This window comes from Micromonospora auratinigra (assembly GCF_900089595.1).
GTDB lineage: Bacteria > Actinomycetota > Actinomycetes > Mycobacteriales > Micromonosporaceae > Micromonospora > Micromonospora auratinigra.
This window is the reverse complement of record NZ_LT594323.1, coordinates 5,787,948-5,808,120: the sequence shown is the minus strand read 5'-3', so window position 1 is coordinate 5,808,120 and position 20,173 is coordinate 5,787,948. Positions and strand designations below refer to the sequence as shown.

Genomic DNA, 20,173 nt, shown 5'->3' with positions numbered 1-20,173 from the left:
CCGCCGAGGAGGCCCCACGATGACTGCGGACGACCGGGAGAACGCCAACCAGCGGATCGACCCCACCTGGGACGATCCGGCTCGGGTCGCTCGGCGCGCAGAGATGCGGGAGCAGATGCTGGCCGTCGTCGACGACGCCGGCGACACCGGGGACCCGGAGGCGGCGGGTGCGGACTCGGCGGCGTCAGGCTGAGGTCGCACCGCGGTAGGGGATGACCCCGGGGTCGACATGGGTGGGCGGCCCGGATCCGTTTCGGGTGGTTCCGGCGACAGGCTGGGGCATGCCCGGAAACCGGAAGAGCGGCCTGCTGGCCCTCGGCGGGATCGCCCTGGCGGCGGTGCTCGCCGTGCTCGGTCATCTCGACGTGAACGAGGACCTGAACCCCTGGTCGCTGACCGTCAGCGACTTCGCCGTCTCGGACCGGGGCGGCGTCATCGACGCGGCGATGGTGCTGCTCGCCGCGGCCACTCTCGTACTGCTGCCGGCGCTGCGCCGGGCCGGTGCGCAACGGCCCGCGCGGGCGCTGCTGGCGGCCTGGGCCGCCGGCCTGCTGGCCGCCGCCGTGGTGCCGACCAACGAACCCGGCACGGCCCTGGGCACCGCTGCCTACCTGCACCGGTACGCCTCGGTGGTCGCCTTCCTGGCCCTCCCGGCCGCTGGCTGGCTGCTCGCCGGCCCGCTCGGCGGACGGGTCGCCGGGCGGCTGCGGACGCTGGCGCTGACCGGTCTGCTGTTGGCCGGGGCGATGCTCTGGTCCGCGTACCCGGGGGACCGGATGCTGCTCGGCCTCGCCGAGCGGCTGCTCATCCTGGCAGAGGTGGCCCTGCTCGCGGTGGTCGCGGCGGCCGTGGCGCGCCGGGCCGACCCGCGGCCGCCGGGGATTGACCTCAAGCACACTTCAACTCCTACCGTCGTGCTCAGCGGGTCGACGGCGGCCCGCTGAGCCGAGGAGGCGCAGATGATCCTGGTGACGGGGGCGACCGGCACGGTCGGTCGGGAGGTCGTGTCGACCCTGACCGCGCGGGGCGAGAAGGTCCGGGCGCTGAGCCGCGACCCGGCCCGCGCCGGGCTGCCCGCCGAGGTCGAGGTGGTGGCCGGGGACCTCGCCGACCCGGCGACGCTCGCGCCGCACCTCGACGGGGTCGACGCGGTCTTCCTGATCTGGCCGTTCACCGACCCGGCGGTGGCCCGGACGACCGCCCCCGAGGTGGCCCGGACGATCGCCGCCCGGGTGCCCCGGATCGTCTACCTCTCCGCGCCCGGCGCGGACCGGCCGGACACGTTCTGGGGACTGGTGGAACGGGCGGTCGAGGCGTCCGGCGCGGCGTGGACGTTCCTGCGCCCGGTCGGCTTCGCGGCGAACACCCTGCTGTGGGCGGATCAGTTCCGTGCCGGTGACGTGGTGAGCTGGCCGTACGCGGCGGCGGCCCGGTCGCTGATCCACGAACGGGACCTCGCCGAGGTGGCGGTGGCCGCCCTGACCTCGGACGGTCACGCCGGGCAGCGTCACCTGCTCAGCGGCCCGGAGACGCTGACCCAGGAGGAGCAGGTCCGCACCATCGGTCGGGTGCTCGGTCGCGAGCTGCGCTGGTCGGAGCTGCCGCTCCCGCAGGCCCGGGAGCTGCTCTCCGCCGCCTTCGGCGACCCGGCCTTCGCCGACGCCGCGCTCGCCGGCTGGGCCGCCTTCGTCGAGACGCCCGAGCAGGTCACCGACACCGTCGCCCGGCTGCCCGGTCACCACGCCCGGACGTACGCCCAATGGGTCGCCGACCACGCCGACGCGTTCCGCTGACCGACCGACGCCGGGCCGCACCACGGGGGCGGCCCGGCGGCCGGATCACTCCAGCTCGTGCAGCATCAACTGGCGGGCGGCCTCGGTGATCGACCCGGAGAGCGACGGGTAGATCGTGATCGTCTGGGCCAGCTCGTTGACGGTCAGGTTGTTCTCCACCGCCATGGTGATCGGCAGGATCAGCTCGCTGGCCTTGGGGGCGACCACCACGCCACCGACCACCTGGCCGCTGGCCGGCCGGCAGAAGAGCTTGACGAAGCCGTCGGCCAGGTCGTCCATCTTCGCCCGGGCGTTGCCGGAGAGCGGCAGCATCACCTGGCGGGCCGGGACCTTGCCGGCGTCCACCTCGTCCTGCGACACGCCGACGGTGGCCAGCTCCGGGTCGGTGAAGACGTTCGCCGCGACGGTACGCAACCGCAGCGGCCGGACCGCCTCGCCGAGCGCGTGCCACATCGCGATCCGGCCCTGCATCGCGGCGACGCTGGCCAGCGGCAGCACCCCGGTGCAGTCGCCGGCGGCGTAGATGCCGGGGACGTTGGTCCGGGACACCCGGTCGACGGTCACGTAGCCGCCCCGGGCCAGCTCGACGCCGTACTCGGCGAGCCCCAGGTCGGCGGTGTTGGGGATCGAGCCGACCGCGATCAGCGCGTGCGAGCCGACCACCACCCGGCCGTCGGCGAGCACCACCTCGACGCCGTCGCCGATCCGGCGGACCGCCTCGGCGCGGGAGTTGTTGAGAATGGTCATGCCCCGGGTACGGAACACCCGCTCGATCGCCATGGCCGCGTCGGCGTCCTCGTGCGGCATCACCCGGTCCCGGCTGGAGACCAGGGTGACCGCCACGCCCATGGCCAGGTACGCGCTGGCGAACTCGGCGCCGGTCACGCCGGAGCCGACCACGATCAGGTGCTCGGGCAGCTCCGGCAGGTCGTACACCTGCCGCCAGGTGAGGATGCGCTCGCCGTCCGGCAGGGCGGTGGGGAGCTGACGCGGGGTGGCGCCGGTGGCGATCAGCACGGTGGAGGCGGCGATGTCGTACCGGTCGCCGCCGTCGGCCGGGGTGACCAGCACCCGGTGGGTGTGGCCGAGGGTGTCCTCGCCCAGCCGGGCGGTGCCGGCGACGAACTCGACGCCGGCCTTGACCAGCTTGCCGTGGATGTCGGCGGACTGGGCCAGGGCGAGCCGCTTCACCCGCTCGTGCACCGTTCCGGCGTCGACGGTGACCGCCTCCAGCCCGTCGGAGTGCACCCCGAACTCCTCGGTGTCCCGGTAGCCGGTGACCACCTGCGAGCTGGCGATGAAGGTCTTCGACGGCACGCAGTCGGAGAGCACGCAGGCGCCGCCGGCCCCCTCCGCCTCGACCACGGTCACATCAGCGTCCAACTGGGCGGCGACCAGGGCCGCCTCGTACCCGGCCGGCCCCCCGCCGATGATCACGATCTGGCTCACAGGGCCATCCTCTCGTTCGCGACTGCGGGGCTCCGCTCCGCCGCACTCCTCGCGCTCACCGCGCCCGCCCCCGACCAATGCTCACAGTGACTTTCTTCTCCCCGTCGCGCTCGACACGCACCGTCGTATTCTCCCCCACCCACCGGCCGGGCTATCGTCATCGCCGTGCGTCTCTACGCCGCTTACGGCTCAAACCTGGACCCGGCCCGCATGCGCGCCTACTGCCCGCATTCGCCGATGGTGGGCACCGGCTGGCTGGAGGGGTGGCGGCTCACCTTCGCGGGCGAGGACGTCATCGGCTGGGAGGGCTCGGTCAGCACCGTGGTCGAGTCCCCGGGCGACCGGGTCTTCGTGGCCCTCTACGACATCCACCCGTACGACGCCGCCCAGCTCGACGAGATCGAGGGGGTGACCGCCGGGACGTACCGGAAGCTCACCGTCCGCGTGTCGACGCTCGACGGGGACGTGACCGCCTGGGTGTACGTCTTCGACGGGTACGAGGGTGGCCTGCCGACGTCGTGGTACCTGTCGGAGATCGCGAACGCGGCCGAGAAGGCGGGCGCGCCGGACGACTACGTCACCGAGCTGCGGTCCCGCCCCACCGGCACCGCGTCCGCGTAGCGCGTATCCCACCCCACCAGTCTGCTCCGGCCGGTTTCCCGACCGGTGGGCGGGCCCTTGACGGGTCGCCTATCACACACCCGCGGCGGGTACGGTCCGCTCGTACATGTCGGTCCAGCGCTCCTCGCGCAGCCCGACGGAGCGGTAGAGGGTGACCGGGACGGTCGGGTTGGCCAGGTCGACGCCGAGCCCGGCGGCGGTACGGCCCTTCGCCGCGTAGGTCGCGAAGGCCCGCCGCAGCAGCGCCGCCCCCACCCCGCGCCGCCGGTACGCGGGCAGCACGGAGAGCGTGCGCACCCAACCGGCCCCCTGGTCGACCGCCTGGTCGGAGGACTGGAGCGCGCCGGCCGGCGCGCCGTCCACCTCGGCGAGGAACCACTCGTCCCAGACCTTGCCGGAGGCCGGGAGCAGGTCCCGCCACGCCGCGAAGTCGAGCGGCTCGTGGTCCGGGGTGTCCCGGAAGGCGGTGTCGAAGATCCGGTGGAACTCGCGCAGGTCCGCCTCGTCGTCGGGCCGGACCGGCCGGACGGTCACGCCGTCCGGCAGCGACGGCTCGGCCGGCAGGTCGGCCAGCGAGCGCGTCATCCGGACGTACCGCTTGACCCGGGTGAAGCCGGCCTCGGTCAGCTCCCCCGCCCAGCGGGTCTCCGGGGCGAAGACGGCGGTCCGGGCGGTCAGCGCCGGCAGGCCGCGTTCGGCGGCCCGCTCGCCGACCCGGTCGAGCAGCCGGGCCAGCAGCGGGGCCCGCAGGCCGGCGCCGCGCTCCGGGTCGACGTAGACCTCCAGGAACTCCCGGCCCACCCCGGTGGGGTTGCTCAGGATCGTCCAGCCGGCCGCCACCCCGTCCGGGTCGGTGACCAGCCAGGAGTCGCGGGCCATCTCGACGAAGGGGGCGGTCAGCGCGTCCCGCACGTCGTCGGCGTCGAAGTCCGGGTACCCGACCGCGAAGGTGTCGGCGGCGTGCACCACCGCCAGGATCGCCGGTACGTCGTCGAGCGTCGGACGGCGGGCGGTCCAGCCGGCGGGAAGGGTCACGCCGCAGATCCTGGCAGCCGACCCGGCGGTCCCGCCGCTGATTTTCCGCCCGCCCGGGCCGGGCCGCGAACGAGCCGGGCCGCCTCCCTCCCCGCACGCGTCGGGCCGCGAACGAACCCCCACGCCCGCCGCCGCGGCCGGCAACCCGCCCGGGCGGCGGTCAGCCGCCGCGCAGGTGCAGGCGGGCGGCGGTGAGCAGGTTGAGCAGCTCCGCGCCCTCGCCGGGGTCGAGCGCCCGGAACGCCGCCGAGGCGAGCCGGTCGGTCACCGCCTCGGCCCAGAGCCGGCGTCGCACCAACGGCCCCACCGGCGGGTACGGGGGCGACCAGCCGCAGGCAGCAGCCCCCGCCTCACCCTCCGGGCCGGCCAGCACCGCCTCCAGCGGGGTCATCCCGGCGGCCCGGACCGCCAGCAGGTACGCCCCGGCGAAGTGCTCGCGCAGCAGCAGCAGCGCGACCGCCACCCGGGCCCCCGGGGAGTGGTCCGGCACCGGCATGGCCCGCCAGGCGGCGAAGAGCGGCATCCCGCTGGCCTCGGCCGCGGCGGCCGCGCGTTCCAGCAGCCCGGCCAGGCGGACCGCCTCCGGGGCGTCGCCCAGCCGGTCCGCCCCCCACCGGCAGCACTCGGCCAGGTTCGCGGCGGCCACGTCCAGCGGCCGGACGGTACGCGCGGCGGCGTCCCAGCCGTCGGCGACCGCGTCGGGGGCGATGAAGCCCAGCGCGGCGGCCACCGTCCCGGCCCGTACGTCGCCGAGCGCGCCGGCCCGCCCGGTGATGTAGAAGGCCCAGCCGGAGATGCCGAGCAGGCGCGCCCGGCGCAGCGTCGACGGGCAGCGGCCGAACGCCTCGCCCAGTTCGAGGACCAGCGGCTTGCTGGCGGCGGCGACCTGTTCCGGGGTCATCGGCCCGCCGTCCGTCGACGATGTGCGTCCATCACGGACAGTCTGCCTAATGACCACCCTCTGCGGCATCCCCCTCTTCGGCGTCGAGCGCCTCCAGCGCGCCCTCCACCTCACCGGTGCGCCGCCGGGCGGCGGTGACCGTACGCTCCGCGCCCCGCCGGGCCAGCCGGGCCCGGCTCAGCTCCTGCTCGGCGGCGGCGCGCCGGCGTTCCAGCTCGGCCAGCTCCGCCTCGATCCGGTCCAGGTCGGCGGCGCCGTCCTGCTCGGCGCGGGTGGCGTCGGCCAGCTCGCGTTCGGCCCGGTCCCGGTCGTCGCGGGCCTTCGCCAGCTCGCGTTCCAGGGCACGGCGGCGTTTCGCCCGCTCGGCCCGCGCCGCCCGCTCGGCGGCCCGCTCGTCGCGGGTACGCCGGGTCTCCTCGACCGGCCCGGGCGCGGGCGGTTCCTCCTCACCGCCCCCGGTGACCAGGCGCAGCTGCGGCCGGGGCACCTCGCCGAACCCCGCGTAGTGCACGGAGCGCAGCAGCCGCCCCGCCCGGATCTGCGCGGCCACCCCGGTGTCGGAGAGGGCGGCGTTGAGGGTCGCCTCCACCTCGGCCAGCGGCAGTTTCCCGGCCGACGGGGCGGCCGGTTCGGCGGCGGCCAGCTTGCGTACCTCGGTGACCAGGGCGCCGACCACGGCCCGGCGCTGCGCGGAGAGCTCGCGCAGCTTGGCGCCGCGCAGCTCGCGTTGCGCGGACCGCAGTGACTCGGCGAGCCGGGCCAGGTCGGCGACCAGTTCCGGGCGGCGGATGGCCAGCAGGTTGACCAGCCAGGCGGCCACGGTGGGCCGGCGCAACCGGGCGATCTCCCGGGCGGCCTTCGGGTCGCCGGCCCGGCGGGCCTCGGCCACCGCCGCGTCCCGGGCCGCGACGAAGCGGTCCGGCGGCGTCGCGTAGAGCCGCTGGACCAGGTCCGGGGACGGGCCGGGCATCGCCTCAGGCGTCGATCCGGGTGCCGGGTTCGAGGCGGCGGTAGTCGGTCTCGGACATGGCGGTGTACTGCCGGTCGAGGACGCCGAAGCCGTTGGCGTTGAGCAGCCCGTCGTGCAGCGCGAAGGCTCGGCGCGGGGCGACCGCCCGGATGAAGTCGAGCACCTCGGAGAACTTCGACCAGGGCGCGTGGATCGGCGCGAAGAGGGTGTCCACCCGGACGTCCTCCGGGACGACCAGCGAGTCGCCCGGGTGGTAGACGACCTCGTTCAGCAGGTAGCCCAGGTTCGGGATGACCGGGATGTCGGGGTGGATCACGGCGTGCCGCCCGCCGTACGCCCGCACCGGCACGCCGGCAGCGGTGAACTCCGCACCCGGCTCGACCGGCGTCAGCGCGTCGGCCGCCGGGCCGAGGACGTCGGCGAGCGAGGCCGGGCCGTGCACGGGGAACGGCCGCCGGTCCAGCGCCCGGGTGAGCGCCTCGACGTTCACGTGGTCCGGGTGCTCGTGGGTGATCAGCACCGCGTCCGCCCCGTCCAGCGCCTCCGGTTCGCTGTAGACACCGGGATCGACGACGAGCACCCCGCCGTCGTGTTCCACCCGGAGGCAGGAGTGGGCGTACTTGGTGACCTGCATCGTGACTCCTCGATTATCGAATCGTGATGTCCTCGTCGCAGTCTGCCGGAACCGGCGCGGTGGCGCGTCACGTCGGAGAGATCGATCCCGGAGCGGGGTCGTCGACGAGCGGAGCGGGGACATGAGCGTACGCGGCAGACGGGTGGCACTGGTGGCGGCGGGACTCGCCGCGCTGTTGGGCGCGGGGGCGTGCAGTGCGGGCGGGGACAGCGGATCGGAGTCCCGGCCGGCCGCGGACGCGGGCGGCCGGGCCGACGCGGGCGCGGCCGGCGCGCCGGAGCAGGCGGCCCCGGCGGCGGGCGGCGCGGGCGGCACCGACCTGCGGGTCGACCAGCGGTCGATCATCTACACCGGAACGATCCAGGTCCAGGTGGCCGACGTGGACCGGGCGGCGCGCGAGGCGACCGACCGGGTGAGGGCGGCCGGCGGTTTCGTCGGTGGCGACCGGCGCAGCAGCGCGTCGGCCGACGCGCGGGCCGAACTGACCCTGCGGGTGCCGGCGGACCGGTTCGCCGGGTTCGTCGACGAACTGGTCGGGCTCGGCCGGCAGCAGCGGCGGGAGATCCGGACCGAGGACGTCACCGAGCAGACCGTCGACCTGGACGCCCGGATCGCCACCCAGAAGGCCCGGGTGGACAGCGCGCGCAGGCTGCTGGCCCGGGCCACCTCGATCAGTGACCTGGTGACGTTGGAGAACGAGGTGGGCCGCCGGGAGGCCGACCTGGCGTCGCTGGAGGCGAAGAAGCGCCGGCTCGCCGACCTGACCGCGCTCTCCACCGTGACGGTGACCTTCGTCGGTCCGGACGTCAGCACCGCCGACGAGGGGACGGACCTGGGCTTCCTGGTCGGCCTGAAGGGCGGCTGGAAGGTCTTCGTCGACGTGTTCTTCGTGGCGCTCACCGTGCTGGGCGCGCTGCTGCCGTTCGCCGTGGTGATCGGCGTGCCGACGGTGCTGCTGGTGCGGGCGCTGCGGCGGCGCCGGGCCCGGCGCGGTCCGCCGGCCGGCCCGGCCCCGAGGGTGCCGGGCCCGACCGGTCCGGTGGGTCCGCTGCCTAGCGGGCCGCCGCCAGTGCCCGCAACGCGGTCTGCACCATGAGGCGTACGCCGACGGCGATGGCGCGCTCGTCCACGTCGAACGAGGCCCGGTGCAGGTCCACGTTGGGCCCGTTGCGGCCGACGCCGAGGCGGGCGAGCGCACCCGGCACGTGCTCCAGGTACCAGGAGAAGTCCTCGCCGCCCATGCTCTGCGGGGTCTCCGCGATCCCCTCGGGACCGAGCGCGGCGGCGGTGGCGGCGGTGAGCACGCCGATGGCCCGGGCGTCGTTGGTCACCGGTGGCCGGCCGCGCAGGTACTCCAGGTCGACGGTGGCCCCGGTCGGGGCGATCACGTCCCGGACCACCTGAGCCACGATCTTCGGGGCCTGGTCCCAGGTGTCGCGGTCCATCACCCGCAGGGTGCCGGCGGCGCAGGCCTCGGACGGGATGACGTTGTACCGGGTGCCGGCCGAGGCGTGGCCGAACACCAGCAGCAGCCCGCTGTTGGCCGGCACCCGGCGGCTGACCAGCGTGGGCACCTCGGTGACCAGCCGGCCGAGCGCGTCGACCAGGTCGACGGTCAGGTGCGGGCGGGCGGTGTGCCCGCCGGGGCCGGTGAGCCGGACGGTGACGTTGTCGGCGGCGGCGGTGATCGGGCCGACCCGCAGGCCGACCTTGCCGACCGGCAGGTTCGGGTCGCAGTGCACGGCGAAGATCTGCACCACGTCGTCCAGGCCGCCGGCCTCGATGACCTCCAGCGAGCCGCAGGGCAGGATCTCCTCGGCCGGCTGGAAGATGAGCCGGACCCGGCCGTCGAGCTGCCCCTGGTCGGCGAGCTGGGCGAGCAGCATGCCGACGCCGAGCATCACCGTGGTGTGCACGTCGTGGCCGCAGGCGTGGCAGACGCCGTCGACCGTGGACCGGTACGACACGTCCTTCGGGTCGGCCAGCGGCAGCGCGTCGATGTCGGCGCGCAGCGCGATCACCGGCCCGTCCGGCCGCCCGTCGATGTCGCAGATGACGCCGTTGCCCTTGGGCAGCAGCCGCGGGTTCAGCCCGGCGAGCGAGAGCTCCCGGTGGATCAGGGCGGCCGTCTCGAACTCCTCGCCCGACAGCTCCGGGTGGGAGTGGATGTGACGGCGGGTGGCGATCAGCCCCGGTACCCGGAGGGCGAGCAGGTGGTCCAGCTCGCCGGGCAGCGGTTGGGAACCGGCCGGCGACTCCGGCCAGGACGACGCCAATGGACTGCCCGACGGCAGCGTCAACGCACTCGTCACGTCGAATTCTCGATCACTAGAGATGGATGGATCATCGGGGAGAACAGCAGACAGCCTAGACCTCCGCCGGTGACGCTGCGCAACATCTTTCGCGTAGCGGTCGGACCGCGCAGCGTCACGAATGCCCTGGTGAGAGGGCTCGAATATCTGCGGGACAGCAGGTAGATCGGGGTCGAAGGCCGTCATCTGTCCCACACCTCCTACAACGCGTAACCGATTCAACGGCCACTAAATGCCGGTCCGTCGTTCCGAATTGTCGCATTAGTCGCGGCAATTAACTGCCGCTCGGACAATTGCGCGACAACGGCCGGCGGTCGAACGACTCCCGACGGTGACATGCACGGCGGGCGGGCGACCGCACAGGCTGTCCGTCCCCGTTCACCCGTTCGGGTTACCCGCATCGCGGATCCGCACACGCGTCACGCGGTGGGCCGCACCGCCACGCCGCGTCCGGCGAGACATCGACTGTACGCCCGCGGTGGCCCCGGTGACGAGAGCGTCCGCGCAGGTCAGGGGGTACCCCCGACGACGGCGACGGCCCGCGCCGGGCACCGGGGAGGTGCCGGCGCGGGCCGTCGCCGCAGCAGGTCAGAAGCGGTCGCTCGGCCGGTACGTCCCCCACACGTCGCGCAGCGTCCCGCAGACCTCGCCGACCGTGGCCCGGGCGCGCAGCGCCTCCTTCATCGGGTAGAGCACGTTCGTGTCCCCCTCGGCGGCGGCCCGCAGCTCGGCCAGGGCCCGCTCCACCGCGCCGGAGTCCCGCTCGGCCCGCAGCTTCGCCAGCCGCTCCCCCTGCGCCGCCTCGATCGCCGGGTCCACCCGCAGCGGCTCGTACGGCTCCTCCTCGTCGATCCGGAACCGGTTGAGACCCACCACCACCCGCTCGCCGGAGTCGATCTCCTGCGCGATCCGGTACGCGGACTGCTCGATCTCCCGCTTCTGGAAGCCGGCCTCGATCGCGTCCACCGCCGAACCGTGGTCCGCCACCCGCTCCATCAGCTCGGTCGCCGCCGCCTCGATCTCGGCGGTCATCGCCTCCACCACGTACGAGCCGGCGAACGGATCCACCGTCGCGGTCAGGTCCGTCTCGTACGCCAGCACCTGCTGGGTGCGCAGCGCCAGCCGGGCCGCCTTCTCGGTGGGCAGCGCGATGGCCTCGTCGAAGCTGTTGGTGTGCAGCGACTGGGTGCCGCCGAGCACCGCGCCCAGGCCCTGGATCGCCACCCGGACCAGGTTCACCTCCGGCTGCTGGGCGGTGAGCTGCACGCCGGCGGTCTGGGTGTGGAACCGCAGCATCATCGACTTCGGGTTGCGCGCCCCGAACTGGTCGCGCATCAGGCGGGCCCAGATGCGCCGGGCCGCCCGGAACTTGGCGACCTCCTCCAGCAGCGTGGTGCGGGCGACGAAGAAGAACGACAGCCGGGGCGCGAAGTCGTCCACGGCCAGCCCGGCGGCGAGCGCGGCGCGGACGTACTCGACGCCGTTGGCCAGCGTGAACGCGATCTCCTGCGCGGGCGTCGCGCCGGCCTCCGCCATGTGGTAGCCGGAGATGGAGATGGTGTTCCACTTCGGCACCTCGGAGCGGCAGTACGCGAAGGTGTCGGCGACCAGCCGCAGCGACGGCTTCGGCGGGAAGATGTACGTCCCCCGGGCGATGTACTCCTTGAGGATGTCGTTCTGGATGGTGCCGTTGAGCGCCGCCCCCGGCACCCCGGACTCCTCCGCGACGAGCTGGTAGAGCAGGAGCAGCACCGAGCCGGGCGCGTTGATGGTCATCGAGGTGGAGACCTTGTCCAGCGGGATGCCGTCGAAGAGCAGCCGCATGTCCTCGATGGAGTCGATGGCGACCCCGACCTTGCCCACCTCGCCGTGCGCGATCGGGTCGTCGGAGTCGTACCCCATCTGGGTGGGCAGGTCGAAGGCGACGGAGAGACCCATGGTGCCGGCGCGCAGCAGCTGGTGGTAGCGCGCGTTGGACTCGGTGGCGGTGCCGAAGCCGGCGTACTGCCGCATGGTCCACGGACGCGAGGTGTACATCGTCGGGTAGACCCCGCGGGTGTACGGGAACTCGCCGGGGGCGCCCGACCGCTCCGGCAACTCGCCGGGCAGATCCTCCGCCGTGTAGACACCCTTGATCGGGAAACCCGACTCGCTCGACCGCGCTTCGCTCATCACCGGATGGTAGGACGAGCTGGGACATCGACGGGTGAGGGATTCGGCACATCCGGGGTCCGGTAGGGGTTCGCGGACCAGTGAGTACCCGGCAACATACGGTCGAGTAGGCAAAGGTCCGCCGCGTCGGGTTTCGCATCGGCCGTCGGAACCAGCAAGATAGGGGGGTTGTGTCCCAGCCCCCTCGATATCCCCCGGTGGCTTTTCTGTGACTCAGATCCCGACGTGGAGCGGCGGACCGGTCAGTCCCCCCGCTGGACGCGCGGCACCCGGCACCACCATCGGTGGTCGCTACTCGCTGCGCTCGCCGGTGGGCAACGGCGGCATGGGGACGGTCTGGCGTGCCACAGACACCCTGCTCCGCCGGGACGTGGCGGTCAAGGAGGTCGTCCTCCCGCCCGGCCTGGCCCCGAGCGACCGCGACGCGATGTACGAGCGCACCCTGCGCGAGGCCCGCGCCGCCGCCGCGATCCAGCACCCGGCGGTGGTCCAGGTGTACGACGTGGTGACCGAGGGTGGTCGCCCGTGGATCGTGATGGAGCTGCTCGACGCCCGCAGCCTCGCCGACATGGTGATCGAGGACGGGCCGGTCGCGCCCCGCGCGGTCGCCAAGATCGGCATCGCCCTGCTCGGCGCGCTGGAGGTGGCACACGCGATCGGCGTGCTGCACCGCGACGTCAAGCCGGCCAACGTGCTGATCTGCACCGACGGCCGCTGCGTGCTGACCGACTTCGGCGTCGCCCGGATGCCCACCGACGTGCAGCTCACCACGCCCGGCATGGTGCTCGGCTCACCGCACTTCATCTCGCCGGAGCGGGCCATGGGCCAGGACTTCGGCCCGCCCAGCGACCTCTTCTCGCTCGGCGTGACGCTCTACACCGCGGTCGAGGGCCGGCCCCCGTTCGACAAGGGCGACCCGATCGAGACCATGCACGCGGTGGTCGAGGACCCGCCGGCCACGCCCCAGCGCAGCGGCCCGCTGACCGGGGTGCTGATGGGCCTGCTGGAGAAGGATCCGGCCCGCCGGCTGGACGTGCACACCGCCCGGGGCATGCTGCGCGAGCTGCTCGCCGGCCCGCTGACCAGCACCGCCACCGCGGTCAACTCGGTCACCGACCCGTACGCGGTGGTGCCGGTGCAGCGCCCGGCCGCGCCCCCGCCGCCAGCCCCGGAGCCGAAGCCCTCCGGGCAGATCGGCGGCCGGGCGATGATCGGCCCCGGCGAGTCGTTGACCGACCGGCTGGCGGCCCTGCGCCGGGGCGAGCGCCCCGGACCGGCCGCGGCGGCCGGTGCCGCCGCCCTCGACGAGACCAGCGCCGACGCGCTGGCCGGTCCGCTGCACACCCCCACCGACGCGATGCCCGCGTCGGAGGCGACCCAGCGGATCACGCCGGACGCCACACAGCGGATCGCGCCCGGCGCGGCCCCGGACGCCACCCAACGCGTCGGCGACGGTTTCGCGGCGGCGACCCAGCGGATCAGCACCGGCCAGCCGGACACCACCCAGCCGGTCTACGGGCGGGTCGTCGAGGCCACCCAACCGGTCTACGGCGGCGGCCAGTGGTCGGTGCCGGGTACCGGGCAGGCGTGGGCCGGTCCGGCCGCCCCGACGGCCACCGGCGGCGACCGGGGCAAGGGCCTCGGCGGGCTCGTCGGCACGGTGAAGGGCTGGCCGCGCAAGCTCCAGCTCGCGCTGGCCGGTGGCGTGGCGGTGCTGCTGCTGATCGGCGTCATCGCGCTGACCAGCGGTGGCGACGACCAGCCGGCGCCGATCGTGACCGCACTGCCCGGCGGGTCGGCCCAGGCCGCGCCGCCGGTGGAGATGCACGAGCAGTCGGTCAAGGGCGTCACCCTCCAGGTGCCGAAGGGCTGGGACAAGAACACCGGCGGGGTCTTCGTCGACTTCGTCGACCCGCAGCAGGACGGCCGCAAGGTGCGCATCCTCGCCGAGGAGTGGGACGGCACGTCGGTCAGCTGGGCCGAGTTCGCCTCGAAGAACCTGCGGACCAGGAGCAAGTCCTGCGCCAAGCCGTACGAGCAGCTCGCCATGACGGAGAACACGTCGCTCGACGGCAAGCCGGCCGCCGAGTTCGAGTACACCTGCGGCGACGGTGCCACCAAGCGGCACGGCATCTGGCGGGGCGTGGTGCAGGACGGCAAGGTCTACTCGTTCTACCTGACCGCCAACGACGCCAACTTCGCCGCCAGCAAGCCGATCTTCGACACGATGGTGAACTCGTTCAAGCTCGGCTGAGTCGAGGCCGACGGACCGTGGTGATCCGCCGCCGTGCTATCAAGAGGCAATGGCGGCGGATACCACTGATCTTGACGAACTGCGCGAACAGGCCCGGCGGTGGCTCGACGACGACCCCGACCCGACCAGCCGCGACGAGCTGCGGGCCGTGCTGGACGGGTTGCCCGGCAGCGGGCCCGAGCTGGCCGACCGGTTCGCCGGGCCGCTGACCTTCGGCACCGCCGGGCTGCGCGGCCCGCTGCGGGCCGGCCCCAACGGGATGAACCTGGCGGTGGTCACCCGGGCCGCCGCCGGGCTGGTCGGCTGGCTCGCCGACCAGGGCGGGCAGGGCCCGCTGGTCATCGGGTACGACGCGCGGCACGGCTCACGGGCCTTCGCCGAGCGCACCGCCCAGGTCGCCACCGGCGCCGGCCGGCCCGCGCTGCTGCTGCCCCGCCCGCTGCCCACCCCGGTGCTGGCGTACGCGGTGCGCCACCTCGGCGCGGTGGCCGGCGTGATGGTCACCGCCAGCCACAACCCGCCGCAGGACAACGGCTACAAGGTCTACCTGGGCGCCTCGCTCGGCGGGGAACTGGGCGCGGGCGCGCAGATCGTGCCGCCGGCCGACGCCGGCATCGAGGCCGCCATCCGGGCCGTCGGCCCGCTGGCCCGGGTGCCGCTCGGCCCGGCCGGCGAGGTGCTCGGCGACGACCTGGTCACCGCGTACGTGCAGCGGGCCGCCGAGGTGGTCGACCCGACCGGTCCCCGGGACCTCAAGGTGGCGTACACGCCGCTGCACGGGGTCGGGGCGACGGTGCTGACGGCGGCCTTCGCCCGGGCCGGGTTCGGCGTGCCGGGCGTGGTGCCGGAGCAGGCCGAGCCGGACCCGGCCTTCCCGACGGTCAGCTTCCCGAACCCGGAGGAGCCGGGCGCGGTGGACCGGCTGGTGGCGCTGGCCGGGGCGATCGGCGCGGACCTGGCCATCGCCAACGACCCGGACGCGGACCGCTGCGCGGTCGCCGTGCCGGACGGGGCGGGCGGCTGGCGGATGCTGCGCGGGGACGAGGTGGGCGCGCTGCTCGCCGACCACCTGATGCGGCGCGGCGTCACCGGCCTGTACGCCACCACCATCGTGTCGTCGTCCCTGCTGCGGGCGATGTGCGCCGCCCGGGGGCTGCCGTACGACGAGACGCTGACCGGGTTCAAGTGGATCGTCCGGGCCGGGGGCGGGGCGCAGCCGCTGGTCTTCGGCTACGAGGAGGCGCTCGGCTACTGCGTCGCCCCGGAGCACGTGCGGGACAAGGACGGCATCACCGCCGCGCTGACCGTCGCCGAGCTGGCCGCCGGCCTCAAGGCCCAGGGCCGCACGCTCGCCGACCGGCTGGACGAGTTGGCCGCCGAGTTCGGGGTGCACCACACGGATCAGCTCTCGGTCCGGGTGGACGACCTGCGGGTGATCACCGACGCGATGGCCCGGATCCGGGCCGCCACGCCGACGGAGCTGCTGGGGCACCCGGTCACCGAGACGTCCGACCTGCTCCCGGGGGCGGACGTGGTGATCCTGCGCACCGACGCCGCCCGGGTGGTGATCCGCCCCAGCGGCACCGAGCCGAAGCTCAAGGCGTACCTGGAGGTGGTGGAGCCGGTCACCGACGGCGACGTACCGGCGGCCCGCCGGCGCGCCCAGGCGGCGATCTCGGCCCTGCGCACCGAGATCGCCCGGGCCCTCGGTCTCTGACCCACTTCGTGATCAAGGGGTTTGCGTCACCGGAGCCGTCGCTCCCGACGCAAACCCCTTGATCGACTGGACCGGACGGGTCAGGGGCGCTTGCCGAGGGCGGCGTCGACGGCCTGGCCGAGAGCGGCGATGACCAGGCTCACGGAGGGGCGGACGACGCTGTCGTCCAGGCTGACCGTGCCGGAGAAACCGGCGCCGCTGGCGATCTCCTCCAGCCGCTTGCGGGCGTCCTCGGCGGCGGCCCCGGTCAGGCCGAGGGCCGGCTCCATCCGCAGCACCGCCACCAGGGTGGCGAGCGCGGCGGTCCGCTCGTCGGGGAGCTGACCGCTGGTCAGCGCCGTGGCCAGCCGCTGCCGGATGTCGGCCTCCACCGAGGGGTCGGCGGACGGGTACCGGTGCACGTGGATGAAGTCCAGCTCGGTCTCCTCGACGTCGCGGACCACGCCCCGGCCGCACAGGTCACCGAGGATCCGGTCGCGCAACCCGTGCCGCAGCCGCTGGACCCACGAGGACGGGGTGTGCGGGGTGTCGGCGGCGAGCCGGGCGAGGACCTCGTCGGCGATCGGCTCACCGGTCGGGGCCGGATCCACGACGGCCAGGGAACCCTCGGCGTACGCGATCCGGCCGGCCAGGGCCAGCTCGACCAGCACCGCGGCGGCCATCCCGAGATCAAGGCTGATCCGGGGCATGGTCGCTTTGCCGGTTTCGTCGTCGTAGGCGAGGAGCAGCAGCTCTTCCGCGAGCGCAACACCAGTCATGGCCGCAGACGCTAGCGGGTACGCGCATCCCGCGCACCCACTCCCCACCGATGGCGCGCCGGCACCCGGCGTGGGCGGGACCGGTGTCCCGCCCCCGCCCAGGTCAGCCGAGTGTGTCGGTGCGCCGGCCCTCCAGCAGCAGCCCGTAGTGCAGCACCCGGCGGTGCGGGGCCAGTTCCAGGTACTCGTGCGCGAGCAGCTCGCCGGTGGCCGGGTCGAAGACCAGCAACATCTGCGCCCGCTCCGGCTGCTGGCCGGCCGGCGGCACCAGGTCGGCGGTCACGCCGAGGCCCGGACGGCCGGCCCGGTCGACCACCCGACCCCGCCAGACGAAACCGCGCACGCCAGCCAGGACGGCGAGGATGTCGGCCCGGGTCCGGCGCGGCACCAGGTGGTCGGAGTAGACGTCGTAGACCGCCTTGGCCACGTCGCCGGCCGGTCGATCGGTCCGGAGCAGTCGGGCGAGCGCCGCCCGGTCGGTGGGCAGCCGCCGGCCGAGGGCCGGGTACGGGGGCTCCTCGCGCGGCCCGGGCGGCGTGGTCACCGACGGGGCGGGCCGCGGGGTCAGCCTCGTCCAGTAGTCCCGGGACGCCGCGTCGGGAAACTCCCGGTCCAGCACCGTCCGGTCCGACCACCGGCGTCCGTCGGACGTCGTCCAGGTGCGGTACTCGTCCACGAAGCTGGCCAGATACCCCTCGGGCGACTCCTCGATCATCCCGCCCCAGGACTTGGACTTCTGGTAGGCGTAGCGGCCACCCGCGCGGTCGTAGGAGGCGTCGGTGAGGTGGGCGGCGAGCGCCCGCAGGTGCGGTCCGGCCGGCTCGCCGTCGCCGGCGATCTCGTAGCCGACCGGCTGGAGCACGATCCCGGCGGGCTGCGCGGTCGGTCCGGCGGGGGTCGGATCGCGGCGCAGGATCGGCACCAGCGCGGCGGAGGCGGTCGCGGCCACCACGGCGGTCGCGCCGGCGAGCAGGGTACGGCGGCTCGCGCGTCGACGGGTCGGCGGCGGCGCGGTCTGTTCGGCGCGGACGATCACATCGTGCGCGGTGAGCGGCGGCGCCGGCACGATCACGTCCCGGGCCGGGTCGGCCGGGCCCAGGAGGTCCCGGACCTGCTGCTGGGTGTTCATGCTGCTCCTTCGACGGTGGGGCCGGCACTCAGACATGGGCGGACGCCGGCCGCGGATCGGGGCGGGGCGGACGGGTGGCGAGGGCGGAGCGCAGGCGACGCCGGGCCCGGAACAGCCGCACCGCGGCGGCCGACCGGGTGCAGCCCAGGGCGGTGGCCGCGTCCGCGACGCTGAGGTCCTCCCACCCGACCAGCCGGAGGATCTCCTGGTCGGCCTCGGGCAGCCCGCGCAGCGCCCGGTGCAGGTCGAGCACCGGCGCCACGGCGTCCGGCCCGACGAGCCCGGCCGGCACCTGGTCGGCCTCGCTGAGCGGGAGCAGGGCGGGCCCGCCACGCCCCTGCCGCCAGCGGTTGGCCACGGTGTGCCGGGCGACGGCGTAGAGCCACGGGAGGGCGGGTTCGGGGACCTCGCCGCGCCGCCGCCAGACCACCACGAAGACGTCCTGGGCCAGTTCGGCGGCGGCGTCGGCGTCCGGCAGCCGGCGCAGGCCGTACCGGACGATGTCCGGGTAGTGCGCGGCGTAGAGGCCGGTGAACCAGGCCTCGCCCCGCTCACCCACGGGTTCCATCTGATCGCTCTCCCGACCGGTCGCTGACAGGACACCCGGTATGTGTCACGGGCGGGGTGGATCGTTACCGGTGGGCGGAAAGACGGCACCGCCCCGGCCGCACGGGCCGGGGCGGTGCACACGTCGCGGATCAGAAGCGGGGCATGCCGCCGAACTGCCGGTCACCGGCGTCGCCGAGGCCGGGGACGATGAACATCTTGTCGTTCAGCCCCTCGTCGATGGAGGCGGTGACCAGGCGCAGCGGCAGGCCGCTGCGCTCCAGCCGCTCGATGCCGACGGGCGCGGCGAGGACGCAGAGCACGGTGATGTCGGTGCAGCCCCGGTCGGCGAGCAGCCGGCAGCAGTGCTCCAGCGAGCCGCCGGTGGCCAGCATCGGGTCGAGCACCAGCACCGGCAGGCCGCTCAGGTCGCGGGGCAGCGACTCCATGTACGCGCGCGGCTCGTACGTCGCCTCGTCGCGGGCCAGGCCGACGAAGCCCATCGAGGACTCCGGCAGCAGGTCGAGCGCGGCGTCGGCCATGCCGAGACCGGCCCGCAGCACCGGCACCAGCAGCGGCGGGTTCGCCAGCCGGGTGCCCTCGGTCCCGGTGACCGGCGTCTGCACCGGGTACTTCTCGACCGGGAAGGAGCGGGCGGCCTCGTACACCAGCATGGTGGTGAGTTCGCGCAGCGCGGCCCGGAAGGACGCCGAGTCGGTCCGGGCGTCCCGCATGGCGGTCAGCCGCGACTGGGCGAGCGGGTGGTCAATGACGTGTACGTCCACGATCGCTCAACCTACCGGTCCGCGGCGCGGCGCACTGCGGGTGCCGGCTGACCAGCGACGCCGCTCACGTGTGGCGCTGCCGACCGGCTTGTCGTGACCAAGATCACATGGCTCGCGGGTGCGTAGTATTCGGGGCATGACGGCGACAGCGACGTCGGCCCGGTCGGACCTCTCCGAGCTGGGACGATCCGAGACCGCTCTGCGGACCTTCCTGCACGGCCTGCCCGGCGTGGACCAGGTGGGCGCGGAGCAGCGGGCGGCACAACTCGGCACCCGCTCCATCAAGACCACCGCCAAGGCGCAGGCGATCGACCTGGCCATCCGGATGGTCGACCTGACCACCCTCGAAGGGGCCGACACCCCCGGCAAGGTGCGGGCGCTGGCCGCCAAGGCGCTGCGCCCCGACCCGGCCGACCCGTCCTGCCCGCACGTCGGCGCGGTCTGCGTCTACCCCTCGATGGTCCCGTACGTGGCCGAGGTGCTGGCCGGCTCCCAGGTGCACCTGGCCAGCGTGGCGACCTCCTTCCCGTCCGGGCAGGCCCCGCTGGAGATCAGGCTGGCGGACGTCCGGGCGGCCGTCGCCGCCGGCGCCGACGAGATCGACATGGTGATCAACCGGGGCGCGTTCCTGGCCGGCCGCTACTCCGAGGTCCACGACGAGATCGTGGCCACCAAGGAGGCCTGCGGGGACGCCCACCTCAAGGTGATCCTGGAGACCGGCGAGCTGGCCACCTACGACAACGTGCGGCGGGCCTCCTGGCTGGCGATGGTCGCCGGCGGCGACTTCATCAAGACCTCCACCGGCAAGGTGCCGGTCGCGGCCACCCTGCCGGTGACCCTGGTGATGCTGGAGGCGGTCCGCGACTTCCGCGCCGCCACGGGGCGGCAGGTCGGCGTGAAGCCGGCCGGCGGCATCAAGACCACCAAGGACGCGATCAAGTACCTGGTCATGGTCAACGAGACCGTCGGCCCGGACTGGCTGGACCCGGACTGGTTCCGCTTCGGCGCGTCCAGCCTGCTGAACGACCTGCTCATGCAGCGCACCAAGCTGACGACCGGCGTCTACGCCGGCCCCGACTACTTCACCCTGGACTGAA

At 74.4% G+C, this 20,173-nt stretch carries 19 protein-coding genes; 8 read left to right on the top strand and 11 right to left on the bottom strand.

Annotated elements, in window-relative coordinates; all coding sequences use genetic code 11:
• Positions 1–19: 19 nt before the first annotated feature.
• The 3 genes from GA0070611_RS31190 to GA0070611_RS26490 all read left to right on the top strand — a co-directional run bounded on the left by GA0070611_RS31190 (position 20) and on the right by GA0070611_RS26490 (position 1,793).
• A complete protein-coding gene (locus GA0070611_RS31190) occupies positions 20–193 on the top strand; it encodes a hypothetical protein (RefSeq protein ID WP_157740390.1) in 174 nt (57 codons plus the stop codon).
• Between the two features lie 88 nt (positions 194–281).
• Positions 282–944 carry a DUF998 domain-containing protein gene (locus GA0070611_RS26495; RefSeq protein ID WP_091670060.1) on the top strand — a complete coding sequence of 221 codons (663 nt, stop codon included), beginning with the start codon at positions 282–284 and terminating at the stop codon, positions 942–944.
• Between the two features lie 15 nt (positions 945–959).
• A complete protein-coding gene (locus GA0070611_RS26490; protein WP_091670057.1) occupies positions 960–1,793 on the top strand; it encodes an SDR family oxidoreductase in 834 nt (277 codons plus the stop codon).
• 45 nt (positions 1,794–1,838) lie between these two features.
• On the opposite strand, the gene GA0070611_RS26485 is transcribed toward GA0070611_RS26490, so the two are convergent.
• A complete protein-coding gene (locus GA0070611_RS26485) occupies positions 1,839–3,242 on the bottom strand; it encodes an NAD(P)H-quinone dehydrogenase (protein WP_091670053.1) in 1,404 nt (467 codons plus the stop codon).
• Positions 3,243–3,407: 165 nt separating this feature from the next.
• Between GA0070611_RS26485 and GA0070611_RS26480 the strand changes: the two genes are divergently transcribed.
• Entirely contained in the window at positions 3,408–3,863 is a 456-nt protein-coding gene (locus GA0070611_RS26480; protein ID WP_091670050.1) for a gamma-glutamylcyclotransferase, read from the top strand.
• Between the two features lie 72 nt (positions 3,864–3,935).
• Here the strand turns inward: GA0070611_RS26480 and GA0070611_RS26475 are convergent, their stop codons facing one another.
• The 4 genes from GA0070611_RS26475 to GA0070611_RS26460 all read right to left on the bottom strand — a co-directional run bounded on the left by GA0070611_RS26475 (position 3,936) and on the right by GA0070611_RS26460 (position 7,403).
• Positions 3,936–4,898, bottom strand: a complete 963-nt coding sequence (locus GA0070611_RS26475; protein ID WP_091670047.1) for a GNAT family N-acetyltransferase — start codon at positions 4,896–4,898, stop codon at positions 3,936–3,938.
• Positions 4,899–5,058: 160 nt separating this feature from the next.
• Positions 5,059–5,799 carry an SCO6745 family protein gene (locus GA0070611_RS26470; protein WP_091670043.1) on the bottom strand — a complete coding sequence of 247 codons (741 nt, stop codon included), beginning with the start codon at positions 5,797–5,799 and terminating at the stop codon, positions 5,059–5,061.
• A gap of 46 nt (positions 5,800–5,845) precedes the next feature.
• Positions 5,846–6,769: a hypothetical protein gene (locus GA0070611_RS26465; RefSeq protein ID WP_091670039.1), complete on the bottom strand. Its 924-nt coding sequence runs from the start codon at positions 6,767–6,769 to the stop codon at positions 5,846–5,848.
• Positions 6,770–6,773: 4 nt separating this feature from the next.
• Positions 6,774–7,403 carry an MBL fold metallo-hydrolase gene (locus tag GA0070611_RS26460; protein ID WP_091670036.1) on the bottom strand — a complete coding sequence of 210 codons (630 nt, stop codon included), beginning with the start codon at positions 7,401–7,403 and terminating at the stop codon, positions 6,774–6,776.
• Between the two features lie 121 nt (positions 7,404–7,524).
• Between GA0070611_RS26460 and GA0070611_RS26455 the strand changes: the two genes are divergently transcribed.
• Complete coding sequence (locus GA0070611_RS26455) at positions 7,525–8,499, top strand: DUF4349 domain-containing protein (protein WP_091670033.1); 975 nt, start codon at positions 7,525–7,527, stop codon at positions 8,497–8,499.
• Here GA0070611_RS26455 and GA0070611_RS26450 read toward each other — a convergent pair.
• Both GA0070611_RS26450 and GA0070611_RS26445 read right to left on the bottom strand, forming a co-directional pair.
• The gene (locus GA0070611_RS26450) at positions 8,456–9,715 is read right to left on the bottom strand and encodes an amidohydrolase (RefSeq protein ID WP_091670030.1); all 1,260 of its coding nucleotides are present in this window, start codon (positions 9,713–9,715) and stop codon (positions 8,456–8,458) included. The genes GA0070611_RS26455 and GA0070611_RS26450 overlap by 44 nt on opposite strands.
• 588 nt (positions 9,716–10,303) lie before the next feature.
• A complete protein-coding gene (locus GA0070611_RS26445; RefSeq protein ID WP_091670027.1) occupies positions 10,304–11,887 on the bottom strand; it encodes an acyl-CoA mutase large subunit family protein in 1,584 nt (527 codons plus the stop codon).
• A gap of 208 nt (positions 11,888–12,095) precedes the next feature.
• Between GA0070611_RS26445 and GA0070611_RS26440 the strand changes: the two genes are divergently transcribed.
• Together GA0070611_RS26440 and GA0070611_RS26435 are read left to right on the top strand one after the other, a co-directional pair.
• A complete protein-coding gene (locus GA0070611_RS26440; RefSeq protein ID WP_091670023.1) occupies positions 12,096–14,141 on the top strand; it encodes a serine/threonine-protein kinase in 2,046 nt (681 codons plus the stop codon).
• 49 nt (positions 14,142–14,190) lie between these two features.
• Positions 14,191–15,858, top strand: coding sequence for a phospho-sugar mutase (locus GA0070611_RS26435; protein ID WP_091670021.1), 1,668 nt, complete (start codon positions 14,191–14,193; stop codon positions 15,856–15,858).
• An 80-nt stretch (positions 15,859–15,938) separates the two neighbouring features.
• Here GA0070611_RS26435 and GA0070611_RS26430 read toward each other — a convergent pair whose 3' ends face one another.
• The 4 genes from GA0070611_RS26430 to upp all read right to left on the bottom strand — a co-directional run bounded on the left by GA0070611_RS26430 (position 15,939) and on the right by upp (position 19,076).
• A complete protein-coding gene (locus GA0070611_RS26430) occupies positions 15,939–16,616 on the bottom strand; it encodes a GOLPH3/VPS74 family protein (protein ID WP_091670018.1) in 678 nt (225 codons plus the stop codon).
• A 103-nt stretch (positions 16,617–16,719) separates the two neighbouring features.
• Positions 16,720–17,745 (bottom strand): CU044_5270 family protein, encoded by a 1,026-nt coding sequence (locus GA0070611_RS26425; protein WP_091670015.1) that lies wholly within the window; start codon positions 17,743–17,745, stop codon positions 16,720–16,722.
• Between the two features lie 28 nt (positions 17,746–17,773).
• On the bottom strand, positions 17,774–18,313 hold the full coding sequence (locus tag GA0070611_RS26420; RefSeq protein ID WP_091670011.1) for an RNA polymerase sigma factor: 540 nt from the start codon (positions 18,311–18,313) through the stop codon (positions 17,774–17,776).
• Between the two features lie 130 nt (positions 18,314–18,443).
• Positions 18,444–19,076 carry a uracil phosphoribosyltransferase gene (upp, locus tag GA0070611_RS26415; protein ID WP_091670006.1) on the bottom strand — a complete coding sequence of 211 codons (633 nt, stop codon included), beginning with the start codon at positions 19,074–19,076 and terminating at the stop codon, positions 18,444–18,446.
• A 136-nt stretch (positions 19,077–19,212) separates the two neighbouring features.
• Here upp and deoC point away from each other — a divergent pair, with 136 nt between their 5' ends.
• Positions 19,213–20,172 (top strand): deoxyribose-phosphate aldolase, encoded by a 960-nt coding sequence (deoC, locus tag GA0070611_RS26410; RefSeq protein WP_091670001.1) that lies wholly within the window; start codon positions 19,213–19,215, stop codon positions 20,170–20,172.
• Position 20,173 lies beyond the last annotated feature (1 nt).